13 protein-coding genes are annotated in these 19278 nt (G+C 63.5%); 8 read left to right on the top strand and 5 right to left on the bottom strand.

Translation table 11 applies throughout. The features are described from left to right. The first annotated feature begins 27 nt into the window (after positions 1-27). Positions 28-1935 carry a hypothetical protein gene (locus ACZ9A3_RS12745; RefSeq protein ID WP_476252714.1) on the top strand — a complete coding sequence of 636 codons (1908 nt, stop codon included), beginning with the start codon at positions 28-30 and terminating at the stop codon, positions 1933-1935. A gap of 56 nt (positions 1936-1991) precedes the next feature. Here the strand turns inward: ACZ9A3_RS12745 and preA are convergent, their stop codons facing one another. The 3 genes from preA to hydA form a co-directional block, all read right to left on the bottom strand. Next, a complete protein-coding gene (gene preA, locus ACZ9A3_RS12740) occupies positions 1992-3269 on the bottom strand; it encodes an NAD-dependent dihydropyrimidine dehydrogenase subunit PreA (protein WP_476253330.1) in 1278 nt (425 codons plus the stop codon). After that, complete coding sequence (locus ACZ9A3_RS12735) at positions 3266-4633, bottom strand: NAD(P)-dependent oxidoreductase (protein WP_476252713.1); 1368 nt, start codon at positions 4631-4633, stop codon at positions 3266-3268. Before ACZ9A3_RS12735 ends, preA begins: the two co-directional genes overlap by 4 nt. Before the next feature lie 96 nt (positions 4634-4729). Further along, on the bottom strand, positions 4730-6175 hold the full coding sequence (gene hydA, locus ACZ9A3_RS12730) for a dihydropyrimidinase (RefSeq protein WP_476252712.1): 1446 nt from the start codon (positions 6173-6175) through the stop codon (positions 4730-4732). A 331-nt stretch (positions 6176-6506) separates the two neighbouring features. Between hydA and ACZ9A3_RS12725 the strand changes: the two genes are divergently transcribed. Further along, on the top strand, positions 6507-7994 hold the full coding sequence (locus tag ACZ9A3_RS12725) for an NCS1 family nucleobase:cation symporter-1 (protein ID WP_195884425.1): 1488 nt from the start codon (positions 6507-6509) through the stop codon (positions 7992-7994). 44 nt (positions 7995-8038) lie between these two features. Then, positions 8039-9322, top strand: coding sequence for a Zn-dependent hydrolase (locus tag ACZ9A3_RS12720; RefSeq protein WP_258593850.1), 1284 nt, complete (start codon positions 8039-8041; stop codon positions 9320-9322). 59 nt (positions 9323-9381) lie between these two features. Here ACZ9A3_RS12720 and ACZ9A3_RS12715 read toward each other — a convergent pair whose 3' ends face one another. Beyond that, positions 9382-10251, bottom strand: a complete 870-nt coding sequence (locus ACZ9A3_RS12715) for a LysR family transcriptional regulator (protein ID WP_045194066.1) — start codon at positions 10249-10251, stop codon at positions 9382-9384. A gap of 191 nt (positions 10252-10442) precedes the next feature. Here ACZ9A3_RS12715 and ACZ9A3_RS12710 point away from each other — a divergent pair, with 191 nt between their 5' ends. From ACZ9A3_RS12710 to ACZ9A3_RS12700, 3 genes are all read left to right on the top strand, one after another. Continuing rightward, the gene (locus ACZ9A3_RS12710) at positions 10443-11759 is read left to right on the top strand and encodes an MFS transporter (RefSeq protein WP_093381636.1); all 1317 of its coding nucleotides are present in this window, start codon (positions 10443-10445) and stop codon (positions 11757-11759) included. Between the two features lie 18 nt (positions 11760-11777). After that, complete coding sequence (locus ACZ9A3_RS12705; RefSeq protein WP_476252711.1) at positions 11778-13169, top strand: FAD-dependent oxidoreductase; 1392 nt, start codon at positions 11778-11780, stop codon at positions 13167-13169. Positions 13170-13263: 94 nt separating this feature from the next. Then, the gene (locus ACZ9A3_RS12700; RefSeq protein ID WP_045194063.1) at positions 13264-13971 is read left to right on the top strand and encodes a YebC/PmpR family DNA-binding transcriptional regulator; all 708 of its coding nucleotides are present in this window, start codon (positions 13264-13266) and stop codon (positions 13969-13971) included. Positions 13972-14039: 68 nt separating this feature from the next. Here the strand turns inward: ACZ9A3_RS12700 and ACZ9A3_RS12695 are convergent, their stop codons facing one another. Further along, complete coding sequence (locus ACZ9A3_RS12695) at positions 14040-15332, bottom strand: leucine-rich repeat domain-containing protein (RefSeq protein WP_476252710.1); 1293 nt, start codon at positions 15330-15332, stop codon at positions 14040-14042. 142 nt (positions 15333-15474) lie between these two features. Here ACZ9A3_RS12695 and ACZ9A3_RS12690 point away from each other — a divergent pair, with 142 nt between their 5' ends. Beyond that, a complete protein-coding gene (locus tag ACZ9A3_RS12690) occupies positions 15475-17364 on the top strand; it encodes a propionyl-CoA synthetase (RefSeq protein WP_476252709.1) in 1890 nt (629 codons plus the stop codon). A gap of 193 nt (positions 17365-17557) precedes the next feature. Continuing rightward, positions 17558-19261 carry a ShlB/FhaC/HecB family hemolysin secretion/activation protein gene (locus tag ACZ9A3_RS12685; protein WP_476252708.1) on the top strand — a complete coding sequence of 568 codons (1704 nt, stop codon included), beginning with the start codon at positions 17558-17560 and terminating at the stop codon, positions 19259-19261. Positions 19262-19278: the final 17 nt, after the last annotated feature.

Here is a 19278-nt window from a genome sequence, read left to right as displayed (position 1 = left end):
ACTTGAACCGAATCTACAGGAACCACCATGAATGGACTCACGGTAGTGAGCGCTCAGGCGTTGTGGCGCGAGCTGCTCAGTGGCGCAGGTATTGAACTGAAGCTGAAGCGGCGTCCGGGGCGTAATGTACAGTTTGACCATCAGGTACAGCAGGCGCTGCTGGCGTCGGTACCTTCACTGGTTGCTCACCCATCGGTGGAGGCCCTGTTGAAGGCAGATGCGCGCAGTGGTTTGGCTCAGGTCAGCGTCGAGACCTTGCTGGTGGCCGTACTGACCTCCCAGCGCGATTTCGGTGTGATGATGAAGGATATCCTGCAGACCTTGGCCCTGGCTGAGGCGCAGGGGCAGCAGCCGCTGAGCGTGTCTTTTCGCTTCAAGAATGTGAGCAATCCTATCAAGTCGACGCTGGAGGCATTTCGTCAGAGTGTTGAGCGGCTGGAAAGGGTATTGGTTTCGCGGTATGAGTTAGCTTCGGCCGTTCAGCTCTGGGAATTAAGGAATAGCTTGAAATCGTTTGTGCCGGGGGGCGGCAGCACGAAATGCGAGGGGTTTCCCCAGGTGCTGCCTATGCCGGCTACTCAGCATGCCGAATTTGATCATGTAGTGCTGCGTCTTGCGCAATTGCTGAATGATCTTAGAAGCTGGTGTGGGAGCATGGCTTCAAGCAGGGATGGTCTAATGGCCTCTCGGTTGCCCAGCTTGTCAGAAGTGGATCGTGCACGGATCTCGGCAACCCACGATCAGGTAGATGCCGGAATCGAGTTCTACCTCAGGTCGATTGTCGAGGGAGTCCGCCAGGGCAGGCTCGCCCCCCAGGATATTGTGGCGAGCGTCACACCAACACTCGACGCACTGACAACACGCGAGCAATGGGTCGATCGCACCCGCAAGGAGTTGCTTGACCTGCTCAACCTGCCGTTATGGCGCAAGCGCCACGAGCTCTATTCCGTATGGGTTGGCAGCGTTCTGCTGCAAACTGCAGCGCGGCGTACCGAAAGCCTGCAATTCCATCCCGATGCAAATGGGGTCTTGTCTTTCGCGTTTGGGGGTAGCCGGCTGGCGTCTTACCAGTGGCAGGGTGAGCAGTATGATGTCTGGGCAGAGTTGCGCTCCGACCTGGTAGGGACCAGTAAAAAACGCAAAGTCGGTATTCAACCGGACTTTCGCATCCTGCGCGTCGATTCTGCCGGCGACCGTAACAGCAACACCCGTTTTGTCCTTGAGTGCAAACATTACCTGAACGCCAGCCGCGGCAACTTTACCGTTGCCGCCGATGACTATGCGCGCAGTTGTCCGCAGGCGGATGTGTTCGTGGTCAATCACGGTCCGGCAGATCACGCCGCTCTTGTGGCGGCCAATGAAGTCCTGGCAGTCAGCCGCATTCGTTACATCGGCGAAGCGACTGCAGAAATGGAGCGTCTACAGCCGAAGCTGGCCACCCAGATCGAAAACGCACTATTCGTTGAAACGCTTGACGTTGCTGCACAAACACTAACAAAAGACACTGGCCCTCAACTTACAAGCGGCCGGGCAGGAAAAGTATGCCTGAGCTGGAGCGCCGCACTCGGAGATCTGGATGTCGCCCTGAACATGCCGCAGGCGTCGCTCAATGAACAGCCAAGCGTGAGTTACGCAAACAGGGGCGATCTGGAAAGGTCGCCTTACGCCCGTCTTGTCCAGGATGTAATGACGGGCCCGGGAATGGAGGTCATCGATATCTCTTATTGGTACTACAGGCGCTACGATATCGTGGTAACCAACTATTCCAAGGTTGGCGAGCTCACCGCCGAACATGTCTGCTGCACAGTCACACTGGGCACGAATGTACACACGTTTTATCCCAAGCCTGTTCAGCTCGAAGCCAACCGGTGGCAGGTTGGCCGAATTGAGCTGATCAACGGCAAGCCTACGTTGTTTGAGTTCGAGCCCGAGTAGCCTTGTGAGCAAGGCGACCTTGGCGCTTTGCAGCGCCAAGGTCGTAACCTTATGCCTCAGGACGCTTCGCGATAGGGGTTGCGCGGGTCATGCAGCCAGTCGAGGAACGGCTTGCCAGTGTCCTGCGGGACCATCTCGATGCAGTCCTGTACCGGGCAGGTGATCTGGCACAGGTTGCAGCCCACGCATTCGGCGTCGATCACCTCGTAGCGGTGGCTGCCGTCGGTCTGCTTGAGGTTGGCGATGGCCTGGTGCGAGGTGTCTTCGCAGGCGATGTGGCAGCGCCCGCAACCGATGCATGCCGCCTGGTCGATCCTGGCCACCACCTGGTAGTTGATGTCCAGGTACTTCCAGTCGGTGGTGTGGCCCACGGCGCGGCCCTGGAACTCCTTGAGGCTGCGGTAGCCCTGGCTGTCCATCCAGCGCGAGAGGCCATCCTTCATCTCGTCGACGATGCGAAAGCCATGCAGCATCGCCGCCGTGCACACCTGCACCGCGCCGCAGCCGAGGGCGACGAACTCGGCGGCGTCACGCCAGCTGCCGATGCCGCCAATACCGCAGATCGGCAGGCCGTGGGTGGCCGGGTCGCGGGCGATTTCGGCAACCATGTTCAGGGCGATCGGCTTGACCGCCGAGCCGCAATAGCCGCCATGGGTGCTCATGTCGCCGACAATGGGGTGGGCAACCATGCGTTCGAGGTCGACGCGGGTGATCGAGTTGATGGTATTGATCAGCGACACCGCGTCGGCGCCACCACGATGGGCGGCGCGGGCCGACTGGCGGATGTCGGTGATGTTCGGTGTCAGCTTGACGATCACCGGCAGCGAGCAGTACGTCTTGCACCAGCGGGTGACCTGTTCGACGTACTCCGGCACCTGGCCGACCGCCGCGCCCATGCCGCGTTCGGGCATGCCGTGGGGGCAGCCGAAGTTGAGCTCGATGCCGTCGGCGCCAGTGGCTTCGACCAGCGGCAAAATGGCTTTCCAGGATTCTTCGACGCAGGGCACCATCAGCGAGACGATCAGTGCGCGGTCTGGCCAGTCCTTCTTCACCTGGGTGATTTCGCGCAGGTTGATTTCCAGCGAACGGTCGGTGATCAGCTCGATGTTGTTGATGCCCATGACCTCGCGGTTGGCCCCGTAATGCGCCGAGTAACGCGACGAGACGTTGACTGCGGCGGGGTCTTCGCCCAGGGTTTTCCAGACCACGCCACCCCAGCCGGCCTGGTAGGCACGGACCACGTTGTAAGCCTTGTCGGTGGGCGGTGCGGAGGCCAGCCAGAACGGGTTGGGCGCCTTGATGCCAGCGAATTCGATCGACAGGTCAGCCATTATGCAGCCTCCACATTGAGCATCAGGTGCGCATGCATGGCCTCGGCGGCCAGCTTGCCGTGCTGCACGGCCTGGACGGTAAGGTCCTGGCCGAGCTGGGTGCAGTCGCCGCCGGCGTATACGCCGGGCAGGCTGGTGCGCAGTTGCTCGTCGACGCGAATGCGCTCGCCGTCGCGGGCCAGCTGCTGGCCGCTGCTGTCGCTCAAGGCGCTGGCATCGAAGGCCTGGCCGATGGCTTTGAAGATCGCGTCGGCAGCCAGTTCGAAGGTCTCGCCGGTTGGCTGCAGGCGGCCATCGCTTAACTGCGTGCGGGCAAAGCGCATGCCGCGCACCCGGCCCTGATCGTCGAGCAGCACTTGTTCGGGCTGGGCCCAGGTCAGCAGGCGTACCTGGTTGTCCTTGGCGATGTGTTGCTCGTGCGCGGTGGCGCCCATGTCCTCGACGCCACGGCGATACACCAGGTTGACGTCGCGGGCACCGAGGCGGGCCATTTGCACGGCCATGTCGATGGCGGTATTGCCGGCGCCGAGGACGATGCAACGGTCGGCCACCGGCAAGGCGCTGAGGTCATCGGCCTGGCGCAGTTCGCGGATGAACTCGGTGGCGGCGAGCATGCCCGGCGCTACCTCGTTGGCCAGGCCCAGCTGGCGCACGGCATTCAGGCCCAGGCCGAGGAACACCGCGTCGAACTGCTGTTGCAGCTCGGCCAGGCTGAGGTTGTCGCCCAGCACCTGGCCGTGACGAATCTCGATGCCGCCGATCTGCAGGACAAAGTCCAGCTCGCGCTGGGCGAAATCGTCGACCAGCTTGTACTTGGCGATCCCGTATTCATTGAGGCCGCCGGCTTTGTCCCGGGCTTCGAAGATCACCACGTCATGGCCGTGCCAGGCCAGGCGGTGGGCGCACGACAGCCCCGCCGGGCCGGCGCCGACCACGGCAATGCGTTTGCCGGTGCTGGCGGCGCGCTGGAACGGGTGTTGGGCAAACTCGGCATGGTCCACGGCATAGCGCTGCAACAGGCCGATCAGCACCGGCGCGCACTCCTGGTGGTTGTTGCGCACGCAGGCCTGCTGGCAGAGGATCTCGGTGGGGCACACCCGCGCGCAACTGCCGCCGAGGATGTTGGCCGAGAGAATTTTCTGCGCCGCGCCCTGGACGTTCTCCTGGTGGATGTTGCGGATGAACGAGGGGATGTCGATCTCGCTGGGGCAGGCGTTGACGCAAGGCGCGTCGTAGCAATACAGGCAGCGTGAGGCTTCAAGCGCGGCCTGGCGGGCGTTCAACGCTGGCGCCAGGTCGCTGAAGTGTTCGGCGAGGGTGGCGTTGTTCTCGGACGGTCGGGGGAGGTGGTTGAGGGAATCGATCACGGTGGGTTCCTCATTTTTTTATTTTTTTTGGGGAAGGCTTTGCCTTCCATCGCGGGTCAAGTCGGGGCGGCGACCCGACTTGACCCGCGATGCTCTTCAGCGCTTAACAGCGACCGGCCGGGAATGCTCGGCCCGCTTGCTGAGCAGGTCGAACACCGCCGGGTACGCCGGCCGTTCGATGTAGCGCCCGGCGCCGCGCTCGGCGCGCAGGTCGCCGTTGGCCCAGACCAGCTTGCCCTGGCTGATGGTGTGGCTGGGGATGCCGCGCACGGTCTTGCCTTCGAAGATGTTGAAGTCCACCTGCTGATGGTGCGTGGCCGCCGAGATGGTCCGTGTGCCTTGCGGGTCCCAGAGCACCAGGTCGGCGTCGGCACCGACGCGCAGGGCGCCCTTGCGCGGGAACAGGTTGAAGATCTTCGCGGTGTTGGTCGAAGTCAGGGCGACAAAGTCCTGCATCGACAACTTGCCGCTGTTGACCCCTTCGTCCCACAGCACTGCCATGCGGTCCTCAATGCCGGCAGTACCGTTGGGGATGCGGCTGAAGTCGTCGCGCCCGGCGGCTTTCTGTTCGGCGCAGAAGCAGCAATGGTCGGTGGCGGTGGTGTGCAGGTTGCCCGATTGCAGGCCGTGCCACAGCGCCTCCTGGTGGCCGTCCTGGCGCGGGCGGAACGGCGGGCTCATGACGTAACCGGCGGCGGTTTGCCAGTCGGGGTGGCGGTAGACGCTGTCATCCAGCAGCAGGTGCCCGGCCAGCACTTCGCCGTAGACCTGCAGGCCTTTGTTGCGCGCGTAGGTGATTTCATCCAGGGCTTCGCGGGTCGAAACATGCACCAGGTACAGCGGCGTGCCGAGGGTTTCGGCGATGCGAATGGCGCGGCTGGCGGCTTCGCCTTCGACCTGCGAGGGCCTTGATAGCGGGTGCGCTTCCGGGCCGGTAATGCCCTGGGCCATCAGTTTGCGCTGCAGGTGATAGACCAGTTCGCCGTTCTCGGCATGCACGGTAGGCACCGCGCCGAGCTCCAGGCAGCGCTCGAAGCTGGCGACCAGGGTGTCGTCGGCGGCCATGATCGCGTTCTTGTAGGCCATGAAGTGCTTGAAGCTGTTGACCCCGTGCAGGCGCACCAGCTCGCCCATCTCCTCGCGCACCTGCTCGCTCCACCAGGTCACGGCGACGTGAAAGCCGTAGTCGCTGGCCGACTTCTCGGCCCAGCCACGCCACTGGTGGAAGGCTTCGAGCAGCGATTGCTGCGGGTTGGGAATCACGAAGTCGATGATCGAGGTGGTACCGCCGGCCAGGCCCGCGGCAGTGCCGCTGTAGAAGTCTTCGCTGGCCACGGTGCCCATGAAGGGCAGTTGCATGTGGGTGTGCGGGTCGATGCCGCCGGGCATCAGGTACTGGCCGCTGCCGTCGAGCACTTCACAGCTGGCCGGCACTTCAAGGTCAGGGCCGATGGCCTTGATCACGCCGTCGGCACACAAGACATCGGCGCGGTAGCTTTCTTCATGGGTAATCAGGGTGGCGCCACGAATCATAAGCGTCATCAGATGCTCCTCGCAGGCTTGACCGGTTGTTACCGGTTCTAGGTTTTGTACTTTTTTCAGCGTAGGCGAAAACCTGTCATCGCTGTCAGGAAATGAATCTAGTCGGCGATTTCAGATAGGGCAAATATTTAATTTATATGTATATAACAAGGTTAACTTACTGATTTATAAAAGTTATATGATTTGAGCGGTGCTGAGGGAAAACGACCAGTGGTCCTGTCGTTCTTGACAGGTTGTAGAAATGGTCAAGATTTCTCATGGGCAACCGTGATTGCCCACATGCCCGTGCAATGCAACCAACTCCCAAAAACACAACAACAGTGGAGCGGCCATGCAGCAGACCAGATCGCAGGTGAGCGAACGCGACGGCTTGTTCGAACTCGACGCCGGCAGCGACGTCCTCGACAGCCCCAGGTATAACCACGACATCGCCCCGACCAAGGTGCACGAGCGCACCTGGAACAAATGGCACATCACCGCGCTGTGGGTCGGCATGTCGATCTGCGTGCCGACCTACACCCTGGGCGGCGTGCTCACCGCCTATTTTGGCCTGACCGTGGGTGAGGCGCTGCTGGCGATTTTGCTGGCCAACACCGTGGTATTGATCCCGCTGACCTTGAACGCTTTTCCCGGTACCAAGTACGGCATTCCCTTTCCGGTGCTGCTGCGTTCGTCCTTCGGCATCATCGGCTCCAACGTACCGTGCCTGATCCGCGCCCTGGTGGCTTGCGGCTGGTTCGGCATCCAGACGATGTTCGGCGGCCTGGCCATTCACCTGTTTCTCGGCTCGCTGTCGGCGGACTGGAAAGCCCTCGGCGGCACCGGCGAGGTGATCGGCTTCATGCTGTTCTGGTGCCTGAACCTGTGGGTGGTGCTGCGCGGCGCCGAGTCGATCAAATGGCTGGAAACCCTGTCGGCGCCGCTGCTGGTGCTGGTGGGAGCGGGGCTGCTGGTGTGGGCCTTGCCCAACGTCTCGATCAGCGAGTTGATGGCCCAGCCGCCCAAGCGCCCCGAGGGCGCCAGCGTCTACGGCTACTTCTTTGCCGGGCTCACTGCGATGGTCGGTTTCTGGGCCACCCTGTCGCTGAACATCCCCGATTTCAGCCGTTACGCCAAAAGCCAGAAGGACCAGATCCTCGGGCAGATCTTCGGCCTGCCACTGACCATGTTCCTCTTCGCCGCCCTCGGCGTGGTGCTGACCGCAGCCTCTGCCTCGCTGGTGGGCGAAACCGTGTCCGACCCGGTCAGCCTCATCGGCCACATCCAGAGCCCGATGTGGGTGGCGCTGGCCATGGCCCTGATCATCATCGCCACGCTGTCGACCAACACCGCAGCCAATATCGTCTCGCCGACCAATGACTTCCAGAACCTGGCGCCCAAATGGATCGGCCGCACCACCGCCGTGCTGCTCACCGGCCTGGTGGGCTTGCTGCTGATGGGCCATGAGCTGCTGAAAAAGCTCGGCTGGATCGTCAGCGACGTCAGCCTGGAGAGCGTCTATTCCAACTGGCTGCTGGGCTATTCGAGCCTGCTCGGGCCGATTGCCGGGATTATGGTGGTCGACTACTTCATCACCCGCAAACAGACCCTGGACCTCGCCGGCCTGTACCGCGACGACGTCTACCCGGCCTGGAACGCCGCTGGTTTCATTGCCTTCGGCGTGCCGGTGGCGCTGACCCTGCTGTCGCTGCACAGCAGCGCCTTCAGCTGGTTCTACGACTTTGGCTGGTTCACCGGTTCTGCCCTGGGCGGGCTGATCTACTACGCCCTCGGCAGCTTCAGGGCCGCCCGCACGGCCAACCTCAAACCCACCGTGTAAGCCCATGGCCCGCAGAGGCCAGGCACGTGATGCAGGAGACGCACATGCAAACCGCTCAGGATGTTCTGCAATCGACCCAACGGCATATCAACGGCGAACGCCTGTGGCAGTCGCTGATGGAGCTGGCCCGGCTTGGCGCCACGGTCAAGGGTGGCGTTTGCCGGCTGGCTTTGACCGACCTCGATCGCCAGGCCCGCGACCTGTTCGTCAAATGGACCGAAGAGGCCGGCTGCACCGTCAGCATTGATGGCGTCGGCAACATCTTCGCCCGCCGCCCGGGGCGCAACCCGCAATTGCCGCCGGTGATGACCGGCAGCCATATCGATACCCAGCCCACCGGTGGCAAGTTCGATGGCTGCTTTGGCGTGCTGGCCGGGCTGGAAGTGCTGCGCACCCTCAACGACCTCAAGGTCGAAACCGAAGCGCCGCTGGAAGTGGTGGTGTGGACCAACGAAGAGGGCTCGCGCTTTGCTCCGTGCATGATGGGTTCGGGGGTGTTTGCCGAAAAATTCACCCTGGCCCAGACCCTGGCCAAGACCGACGCCGAAGGCATCAGCGTCGGCGAGGCGCTTAACGCCATTGGTTATGCCGGGCCGCGGGCGGTCAGTGGTCATCCGGTGGGCGCCTATTTCGAAGCGCATATCGAGCAGGGGCCGATTCTTGAAGACCAGCACAAGACCATCGGCGTGGTGCTTGGCGCGCTCGGGCAGAAGTGGTTCGACCTGACCCTGCGCGGCGTCGAGGCCCACGCCGGGCCAACGCCGATGCACCTGCGCAAGGACGCCCTGGTCGGCGCCAGCGCGGTGGTGGCGGCGGTCAACCGCGTGGCCCTGGAGCACCAGCCCCATGCCTGCGGCACGGTCGGTTGCCTGCAGGCTTATCCCGGCTCGCGCAACGTCATTCCTGGCGAGGTGCGCATGACCCTGGATTTCCGGCATCTGGAGCCGGCGCGGCTCGACTCGATGATCGCCCAGGTCAAGGATGTGATCAGCAGCACCTGCCAGCAGCATGGGCTGACCTACAGCCTGACGCCGACCGCAGACTTTCCACCGCTGTACTTCGATGAGGGTTGCGTGCAGGCGGTGCGCAGCGCAGCCCAGGGCCTGGGGTTGTCGCACATGGATATCGTCAGTGGCGCCGGGCATGATGCGATCTTCGTCGCCGAACTGGGCCCGGCGGGGATGATCTTCGTCCCCTGCGAGGGCGGCATCAGCCACAACGAAATCGAGAATGCCGCGCCGCAAGACCTGGCCGATGGCTGCGCGGTGCTGTTGCGCTCGATGCTGGCCGCGGCCCAGGCGCTGGCGCGGGGCAGGGAGGCGGCTTAGGCCCTGATCGCGGGGCAAGCCCGCTCCTACTGTAGGAGCGGGCTTGACCCGCGATGGGGCTAAAGGCTGTCCTGCACCATCTGCAAAAACGTCGCCACCAGCCGCCGTGAGCTCTGCTCGCGCAAGCACACCAGGGTCTCGGTCAAACGCCGCTGGCAATCGACAATCGGCAAGGCACACACCCGCGCATCGGCGCCGAACTCGGCGGCCGACACCACGCCCACACCAATCCCCACCACCACCGCCTCGCGCGCAGCTTCGCGGCCTTCGACCTGGATCGCCGCGCGGATGCGCAGGCCGGCGCGGGCCATTTCTTCTTCCAAGGTCTGGCGGGTGACCGAACCCGGTTCACGCAGCACGATTGGCGTGTCGTCAAGGTCGGCCAGGCTGATCGAACCACGGCTGGCCCAGGGGTGGTTGTGCGAGACGAAGGCCACCATCGGGTCGCTGCGCAGCGGCACGCACAGCAGCCGGTCATCATCAACGTCGCGGCCGAGCAGGGCCAGGTCGGCCTGGTAGTTGAACAGCCGCAGCAGCGACTCGTCGGTATTGCCGGTCTCGACCTTGACGCTGATCCCCGGGTACTGCTGGCAGAAGCGCGCAATCTGCGGCAGCACGTGCACCGGCGCATCCACTGCCAGCACCAGGGTGCCGGTCTGCAAGGCGCGCGAATCCTGCAGCAGCTCATGGGCTTCGGCCTCGCAGACGAACAGGCGCTGGGTGATCGCCAGTAAACGCTCGCCCAGATCGGTCAGTTGCACCGAACGCTTGTTGCGGTGAAACAGCAAAACCCCGAAACGTTCTTCGAGTTTACGCACCTGGTCGGAGATCGCCGGCTGGGTCAGGAACAACCGTTCGGCGGCGCGGGTGAAGCTGCCGTGCAGGGCAACTGCGTGAAAAGCCTTCAACTGAGCGTGGGACACCGACATCGCAGCACCTGTTACAAGCTGAGCTTATTTGTGAAATACGATAAATCGATTTTATTTATCAGTCAGTAATTGTTTCTATCTGAGCAGGTGACGGGTTCGACCGGCCGTCACGCAGTGCGCAACACAACAACAAGACAGGCGTTTTTTTCAAATTCTGCCGGCACACTCAGCTCTCGAGGTCAGATCCCACCATGAACAAACACGTTGCAGATATCAAACGTTGGCGCGTGCAGATTTTTGCCATCACCTGGCTGGCCTACGCCGCGTTCTACTTCACCCGCAAAGCTTTTTCGGTGGCCAAGCTCGGCATCGCCGAAGACCCAAGCTTTACTCTCGACAAAATGGCCATGGCCAACCTCGACGCCATCTACCTGACCGCCTACGCATTCGGGCAATTTACCTGGGGCATGCTCGCCGACCGCTTCGGCCCGCGGGTGGTGGTGCTCGGCGGCCTGGTGATTTCTGCCGCCGCTGCCGTGGTGATGGGCAGTTACGCGACCTTCCCGATCTTTGCTACCTGCATGCTGGTCCAGGGCCTGGCGCAATCGACCGGCTGGGCCGGGCTGTGCAAGAACATCGGCAGCTTCTTTCCCTCGTCCCAGCGTGGGCGGGTGCTGGGGTTGTGGAGCTCGTGCTATGCCTTCGGCGGCCTGGTGGCCTCGCCGTTTGCTGGCTGGTGGGCCTACACCCTGATCGGCAGCTGGCATGCGGCGTTCATCTCCAGCGCGGCGGTGGTGGCGCTGGTAGCGGTGCTGTTCTTCATCTTCCAGCGCAACAAGCCTGAAGACGTCGGTTTGCCGGCGGTGGAGCCCGAGCCCGAAAGCATGGTGCCGGGCTCGACGATTTGCAGCATCTGGGCGCCGTTGCGCGAGATCCTGCGCAACCGCACGGTGCTGACCCTGGGGCTGGCGTACTTTCTGTTAAAACCTGCGCGCTACGCGATTCTGCTCTGGGGCCCGGTGATCGTCTTCGAACAGATGCCGTCGGTGGGCAAGGTTGGTGCGGCAATCATCCCCACCGCCTTCGAGCTGGCCGGCTTGCTCGGCCCGATCATGATTGGCCTGGCTTCGGACAAACTTTTCGGCGCCCGGCGCATGCCGGCCTGCGTGATCAGCCTGGTGGTGCTGACCGTGGTGCTCGGGCTGTTCATGGCCGCCCTGCATACTGGCAGCGTGTTGCTGGTGGTGGCTTTGCTGTTTGTCATGGGCCTGACCCTGTACGGGCCAGACTCGATGATCAGCGGCGCTGCCGCCATCGACTTCGGCACCGCCAAGGCCGGCGCCACTGCCGCAGGCTTCGTCAACGGCTGCGGTTCGGTCGGGGCGATTCTCGGCGGCCTGCTGCCGGGTTACTTCGACAGCGTCACGGTGTTCATCGTCTTTGCCGGTTGTGCGCTGTTTTCCGCCCTGGTGCTGCTGCCGCACTGGAACAGCCGCCCGGCCAGCCCCGAGCACACCCCGGCCGTTGCCCCCAACACGGCCATGGCGATCAAACCGCTGCGTACTTGAACCTATAAGGAAACCGACATGAGACCGTTCTGGCTGCAACAGGCGCTGGACCAGGAAGTTGCACCCGCGTGCCCGCCGCTGGCGGCTGATACCGACTGCCAGGTGTGCATCGTCGGGGGCGGCTACACCGGCCTGTGGACGGCGCTCATGCTCAAGGAGCACAACCCGGCGCTGGATGTGGTGCTGATCGAGGCCGACATCTGCGGCGCCGGCGCCAGTGGGCGCAACGGCGGCTGCGCGCTGTCGTGGTCGGCCAAGTACTTCACCCTCGAACGCCTGTTCGGGGCGCAGGAGGCGGTGCGCCTGGTCAAGGCTTCGGAGCAGAGCATCTACGTCATCGGCGAGTTCTGCCAGGCCCATGGCATCAACGCCGACTACCGCCTGGACGGCACCTTGTACACGGCCACCAACCGCGCCCAGGTCGGCGCCACCGATGGCGTGATTGCAGCGCTTGAGCGCCAGGGCATCAACTCGTTCCGACGCCTGGCGGTTGCGCAGGTGCAGCGTCTGGCAGGCTCGACCAGGCACCTGGAAGGCTGGTTCTCGCCGGCCGCTGCCACGGTACAACCGGGCAAGCTGGTGCGCGGGCTGCGCCGGATCGCTTTGCAAAAGGGCGTGCGCATTTATGAGGGCACGGCCATGAGCGGTTTGCAGCAAGGGCCGCAGGCGCTGGTCGAAACCGCCCGTGGCAACATCCGCGCCGGTCGCGTGGTGCTGGCCCTCAACGCCTGGATGGCGCGGGCCTTCCCGCAGTTCGAGCGCAGCGTGGCGATCGTCTCCAGCGACATGATCATCACCGAGCCGCAACCGCAGTTGCTCGAACAGATCGGCCTGACCAGCGGCATCAGCGTGCTCGATTCGCGGATCTTCGTGCATTACTACCACAACACCAGCGATGGCCGGCTGATGCTCGGCAAGGGCGGCAATACCTTCGCCTATGGCGGGCGGATGCTGCCGGTGTTCGACCAGCCTTCGCCCTATGAGCCGTTGCTGCGCCGCAGCCTTGGCGAGTTCTTCCCGGCCCTGGCCCAGGTGCCGGTTGCCGCGACCTGGAACGGGCCGTCGGACCGTTCGGTGACCGGCTTGCCGTTTTTTGGCCGGCTCAATGGCCAGGGCAATGTGTTTTACGGCTTTGGCTACTCGGGCAGCGGCGTCGGCCCCTGCCACATGGGCGGGCAGATCCTTTCGTCGCTGGCCCTGGGCCTGGACAACCATTGGACCCGCTCGCCGCTGGTCAACGGCCCGCTGGGCTACTTCCCGCCGGAGCCGATCCGCTACCTGGGCTCGCTGATGGTGCGCAATGCCATCCGTCGCAAGGAGCAGGCCGAAGACAACGGCCGCCGCCCGCGCCACCTTGACGTGCGCCTGGCGCGTTTTGCCGCTGCTGCGGGCAAGGCCGACAAGGGCTGAAGGGTTTTTTTGTCGATGGCCTGCGGAGCGTATAAACTGCTTGCCACTTTGGCCGGTCGCTACCTGAACCGGCACCTGAAACAAGAGAGTCGAGATGGGCGCACAGTGGAAAGCCAAGCATAGAGAAGTCGCAGCCAACGCCAAAGGCAAGATCATGGGCAAGCTGTCCAAAGAGATCCAGATCGCTGCCAAGTCCGGCGCCGACCCGGACATGAACCCGCGCCTGCGCCTAGCCATCGAGCAAGCCAAAAAGGCTTCGATGACCCGCGAGACCCTTGAACGTGCCATCCGCAAGGGTGCCGGCCTGGACGGCGACGCGGTGCAGTACACCGCCGTCACCTACGAAGGCTTTGCCCCGCACCAGGTGCCGCTGATCGTCGAGTGCCTGACCGACAACGTCAACCGCACCGTGGCGCAAATCCGCGTACTGTTCCGCAAGGGCCAGCTGGGCGCTTCCGGTTCGGTGGCCTGGGACTTCAACCACGTCGGCCTGATCGAAGCCACGCCGGCCAGCCCTGACGCTGACCCGGAAATGGCCGCCATCGAAGCCGGCGCCCAGGATTTTGCCGAAGGCGAAGAAGAGGGCGCGACCCTGTTCATCACCGATACCACCGACCTCGACGCCGTGCAGAAAGCCCTGCCGGGTCAAGGCTTCACCGTGGTCTCGGCAAAAATCGGCTACACCCCGAAAAACCCGGTCAGCACCCTGAGCGATGAGCAGATGGCAGAGGTTGAAGCCTTCCTGGAAGCCATCGACGATAACGATGACGTGCAGAACGTCTATGTAGGTCTGGCGGGTTGATGTAAACCTTCCGCTCCCACAGGTACATTGTGGGAGCGGCGGTGCGACGCCTCGACTTGACCCGCGATTCAGACGCCGCGAAGCCGCTGACAAACCTCGGCAAACCCCGGCCGCAGCATCACCTCATCCCGCACACACTCGCGCTGCACCCCCCGCAACACCTCGCAATCGCCCTCGCAACACGCCAGCAACTCCCCCAGCAACACCCCGAACGCCAGCACCTCGATCCGCTGCAGCGCTTCAGTCGCCACGCTGCCATCCAGCGGATGGAACGACGCCGCGCCAAAGTCCCCCAGCAAGCAGTCGCCATGCTCGTCACACAGCACGTTGTGCGCATACAGGTCGCCATGGGTGATGCCGTGCCCGTGCAAATGCGCGCCTACCGCTGCAATGGCAGCGGCCAGGCGCCGCACGCTGGCAAGGCGCAAACGCCGCTCGGGCGGATAACAGTCGCGGGTGCATGAATCCAGGCTCGGCGGCCCGGCCAGGTTGAACCAGCTCGGCTCGATCAACTGCATCACCAGCGCCGGCAGTTGCTGCGGGTGGTTGTCGATACGCCCGGCCAGGCGCACCAGTTGCGGGTGATCGCCAGCGGCAATGCAGGCGCTCATTTCGTTGAGCGGCAAGCCGTCGCTGGTGATCTCGCCCTTGTACAGCTTGACCGCCACTGGCGCGCTCTGCTGCTGCCAGCGCGCCTGGTGAATGACCCCGGACGCGCCCTGGCCCAATACCTGTTCAAGGTGGATCTGCTGCCAGTCAATCACCTGGCAATGGCCAGGATCTTGCGGTGTGCAGTAGCCCGCCGCCATGGGGTTACCGGCGTAGGCCAGCCAGGCCAGGCGCGGCATCTGCAGCAACCAGTCGGGCAGGGCCGGCAGCCGGTTGGCCGACAGGCGCAGCAGTTCAAGCCTGGTGCAGCGCGCAAGGCTTGCCGGCAGTTCGCGCAGGCGGTTGCCGGCAAGCATCAGCTTTTGCAGGTGCGGGCAATCGCCCAGGGCTTCGGGCAGGGTTTCGATGCGGTTGTCGGTCAGCACCAGGGCCCGCAGCCGTGGTGGCAGCGCCGCGCCGCTGACCTGCTCGATCTGGTTGCTCTTGAAGCCGACCATTTCCAGCATCGGGCACTGGCCGATGCCTTCGGGCAGGTGGCGAAAGCGGTTTTGCGAGCAGAACAGCACCTTGAGCTGGTGCAGCCGGCCCAGGTCCCCAGGCAGGTCGCTTAGGTTGTTACCGGTCAGGTTGAGTACCTGCAGGCTGTCGGCCAGGTCGAAAATTTCCCGGGGGAAGTGTTCCAGCCCGCAGGCCAGGTCGAGGCGGGTAATGCCCGCCAGACGGCCGGCTTTGAGGTCTTCAAGGGTATGCATGGGGTTGGCGGCAGGCTCGTAAATAAACGCCGGTCATCATACCGGCAAGATGCGACTTAAGTCCCATGGCAGACTGACAACTGCGGTCCATACTCGAAGCTCGCCCTTTATTAATAACAACAAGTTCAGGGTTTTACATTCGATGACATACCAGCACAGCTACGCCCGCTCCATCGCCGATCCTGCCGCCTTCTGGGCCGAACAGGCCGACCACCTGGCCTGGTACCGCAAGCCCCTGCAAACCCTTGTTGAAAATGCCGATGGCAGCCACCAGTGGTTCGCCGACGGTCGCCTCAACAGCTGCTACCTGGCCCTCGACCATCAGATCGAACAGGGCCGTGGTGAGCAGACCGCGCTGATCTACGACTCGCCGGTAACCGGCAGCCAGCAGCAGTTCAGCTACAACCAGCTGCGCGATGAAGTGGCGCGCCTGGCCGGCTTGCTGCGCGAGCTTGGGGTCGAGAAGGGCGACGGGGTGATCATCTACATGCCCATGGTGCCCCAGGCGGCCATGGCCATGCTCGCCTGCGCGCGTATCGGCGCGGTGCATTCGGTGGTGTTTGGCGGCTTTGCCGCCAACGAGCTGGCGCTGCGCATCGACGATGCCCGGCCCACCCTGCTGCTGACTGCTTCGTGCGGGCTGGAATTCGACCGGGTCGTCGACTACAAACCGCTGGTGGATCGCGCCTTGCAACTGGCCAGGCACCAGCCGCGCCAGGTGCTGGTGCTGCAACGCCCGCAAGCCACCGCAACCCTGGTCGAAGGCCGCGACCTCGACTGGCTCGAAGCGGTGGCCACGGCCAGAGCAGTGGCGCCGGTGGAACTGGCCGCCGCCGACCCGCTGTACATCATGTATACCTCGGGCACCACCGGCAAACCCAAGGGGATCGTGCGCGAAAACGGCGGCAACGCCGTGGCCCTGAGCTTTGCCATGCGCCATATCTATGGCATGCAGGCGGGCGACGTGTGGTGGGGGATTTCCGACGTTGGCTGGGTGGTTGGCCATTCGCTGATCGTCTACGGGCCGCTGATGAATGGCTGCACCACGGTGTTCTACGAAGGCAAGCCGATCCGCACCCCGGATGCCGGCGCCTACTGGCGGGTGGTCGAGCAGTACCGGGTCAACGGCCTGTTCTGCGCGCCCACCGCCATGCGCGCGATCCGCAAGGAAGACCCCGACGGCGAATTGCTGCGCCGCTATGACCTGAGCTCCCTGCGCCAGCTGTTTCTGGCCGGCGAGAAGCTTGATTCCAGCACCCATCAATGGCTGGAGGCCACCAGCGGCAAGACCGTCCACGACCACTGGTGGCAGACCGAAACCGGCTGGCCGGTGACCGCACCGTGCGTGGGCATGGAGGGCAGTGCAGCGCGGCCGGGCTCGAGCAACCGGGCGGTGCCGGGCTACAACGTACAGGTACTGGATGATGACGGGCATCTGCTCGGCGCCAACCAGCAAGGCTCGATCGTCATTGCCTTGCCGCTGCCGCCTGGCTGCAGCCAGACCTTGTGGGGCGACCACCAGCGCTACCTGGATGCCTACCTGAAGACCTACCCCGGCTATTACCACACCGGCGACGGCGGCTATCTGGATGAAGACGGTTTCGTCTACATCATGGGCCGCACCGACGACGTCATCAACGTCTCCGGCCATCGCCTGTCTACCGGCGAGATGGAAGACCTGGTGGCCCGCCATCCGGCGGTGGCCGAATGCGCGGTGATCGGCGTGCACGACGAGATCAAGGGCCAGGTGCCGCTGGCGCTGGTGGTGCTCAAGGACGGCCAGGACATTGCCCAGGCGCAGTTGCAGAGCGAGCTGGTGGCCAGCGTGCGCGAGCAGATTGGTGCGCTGGCCTGTTTCAACCAGGTGCGGGTGGTCAAGCGCCTGCCCAAGACCCGCTCGGGCAAGATCCTGCGCGCGGTGCTGCGCAAGATTGCCGACCAGCAGCCGTATACACCGCCTTCGACCCTGGATGATCCGGCGGTGTTGGTGGAGATTGAAGCGGTGTTGGCGAGCCTGGCGCGGGCGGGATAAGCCGACGCCGTCATCGCGGCTCAAGTCGCACCGCCGCTCCCATTGGTTATCTGCCGATCTTGAAATCTGTAGTAAACCTTTAGGAGCGGTCGATGAGGCGAACACCAGCGCAATATTGTTGACGCCAGTTTTACCACTCTCTTAGAATCGCGGCGCCAATGATGGCACAGTGACATATCTAGGGGAGTGGGTCATGCAGTATCACCACCTCGCGATGAGGTTGTGCCTCGTGGTCTTGGGCTTTGGTGCCGTTGTTCCGTGTTTCGCGGCTACTCCGGGCGACCAGGACCTGATCCGCGATCGTCAGGACAGGCTACTGCTGGAGCAGCAACGCCGCCTTGAAGAACTACGCGACCTGCCGGGCAAGGAGCGCCCGCAACCTTCTGCCCCTGCTGCACCGGACACACGCTGCTTTGCCATCGACACCATCGTGATCAAGGGTGCCGCCAGCCTGTCCCAGGCCGAACGCGAACATCTGGTTCAACCCTGGCTCGGCCAATGCCTGGGTGTGGCGCAGCTCAATGCCTTGCTCAAAGCCATCACCGATTACTACCTGACCAGTGGCCTGGTCACCAGCCGTGCCTATCTTCCGCAACAAGATCTGTCCAGCAGGCACTTGGAAGTGCAGGTAGTAGAAGGGCGCCTGGAAGGCCTCAGAGGCGTCGACGACAGCGGCCTGTCACCGCGGGAGCTGGCAATGACGTTCCCCGGCACGGTTGGCGATCGGCTCAACCTGCGGGATATCGAGCAAATGGTCGACCAGCTCAATCGTCTGCCGTCCAACCAGGCGAAGATGGAGCTGGTTCCCGGCGAGAATGTCGGCGGCAGCATTGTTGAAGTAAGCAATACTCCGAAAAAGCCCTGGCGCGCCAACGTGTCGCGCAACAACGAGGGCCAGCGCGCGACCGGCGAGCAGCAGTGGGGTTATGGCCTGGAGTGGGACAGTCCACTGGGTTTGGCCGACCAGCTGATGCTGCGTGGCGGCCACGACGCAGTCAGCGATTACCAGCAAACCTCGCACAACGAGATGCTTTATTACAACCTGCCCTGGGGCTGGTGGAACTTCAATTATTCCTACAGCCAGAGCGCCTACCGCTCCCAGGCCAAGGCCAACAACTTTACGTTCAAGCAGACTGGCGATAGCCAGAACCACCAGCTGCGGGCCGAGCGGGTGATCCACCGCGACGCCCTTTCGAAGACTGCGCTGAATACCGGTCTGGCCTACCTGCGGTCAAACAATTACATCGAAGATAGCCGCCTGAAAAGTAGCAGCAACCGTCTGAGCGAAGCGCAATTGGGTATCAACCATGGCCGACGGATCGGCAACGCTTTCGTCAACATCGACGCGGGGATGCAGCAGGGTATTGGTGCCTTCGGCGCCCAGTCCGGACGCACCGCCAACCCTGGCGCCCCGGATGCGCGCTACCGCAAGTACAGTCTGACCCTCAGCTACCTGCAGCCCTTTGCCCTGTGGGGCGAAAACCTCAGTTTCAGCAGTCTGTTCACCGGCCAGCGCAGCGAAGACCCGCTCTATAGCCCGCAACGCCTGAGCCTGGGCGGCTTGTCTTCGGTTCGCGGTTACAAGGACCAGTCCCTGACTGGCGATAGCGGCGCCTACTGGCGCAATGACCTGCGCTGGAGTCGCCCGATTGCCTTCGATTGGCTGCGCCCGGTGCTAGCGGAGTATGGCGCCGGCCTTGGCTACGACCAAGGCATGATTCGCGGCGACCGCTACAACGGCGATGAACACGGGCGCGTCTCCAGCCACTCCATGGAGTTCTTTGCCCGCGGCCAGCATCTGGCCGCCAGCGTCACCTTCGCCCATTCCCTGAAGCGCCCGGACGTGATTACCGAGCGCGAGTCGCCCATCTACTTCCGGCTGGAGCTGATGTTGTAAGCGCCGCCACCGCTGAC

It is taken from the genome of Pseudomonas sp. TE4620 (assembly GCF_056279045.1).
Note: the sequence above shows the minus strand (reverse complement) of the source record. Positions and strands in the feature narration are given on the sequence as shown.

Bases quoted from the DNA above. Each gene is read 5' to 3' on its own strand.
- ACZ9A3_RS12720 (WP_258593850.1), top strand. From the start codon at position 8,039: ATGCAAACCGCTCAGGATGTTCTGCAATCGACCCAACGGCATATCAAC.
- hydA (WP_476252712.1), bottom strand. From the start codon at position 6,175: ATGACGCTTATGATTCGTGGCGCCACCCTGATTACCCATGAAGAAAGC.
- ACZ9A3_RS12695 (WP_476252710.1), bottom strand. From the start codon at position 15,332: ATGCATACCCTTGAAGACCTCAAAGCCGGCCGTCTGGCGGGCATTACC.
- ACZ9A3_RS12745 (WP_476252714.1), top strand. From the start codon at position 28: ATGAATGGACTCACGGTAGTGAGCGCTCAGGCGTTGTGGCGCGAGCTG.
- ACZ9A3_RS12685 (WP_476252708.1), top strand. From the start codon at position 17,558: ATGCAGTATCACCACCTCGCGATGAGGTTGTGCCTCGTGGTCTTGGGC.
- ACZ9A3_RS12710 (WP_093381636.1), top strand. From the start codon at position 10,443: ATGAACAAACACGTTGCAGATATCAAACGTTGGCGCGTGCAGATTTTT.
- ACZ9A3_RS12700 (WP_045194063.1), top strand. From the start codon at position 13,264: ATGGGCGCACAGTGGAAAGCCAAGCATAGAGAAGTCGCAGCCAACGCC.
- ACZ9A3_RS12725 (WP_195884425.1), top strand. From the start codon at position 6,507: ATGCAGCAGACCAGATCGCAGGTGAGCGAACGCGACGGCTTGTTCGAA.
- ACZ9A3_RS12690 (WP_476252709.1), top strand. From the start codon at position 15,475: ATGACATACCAGCACAGCTACGCCCGCTCCATCGCCGATCCTGCCGCC.
- ACZ9A3_RS12705 (WP_476252711.1), top strand. From the start codon at position 11,778: ATGAGACCGTTCTGGCTGCAACAGGCGCTGGACCAGGAAGTTGCACCC.
- ACZ9A3_RS12715 (WP_045194066.1), bottom strand. From the start codon at position 10,251: ATGTCGGTGTCCCACGCTCAGTTGAAGGCTTTTCACGCAGTTGCCCTG.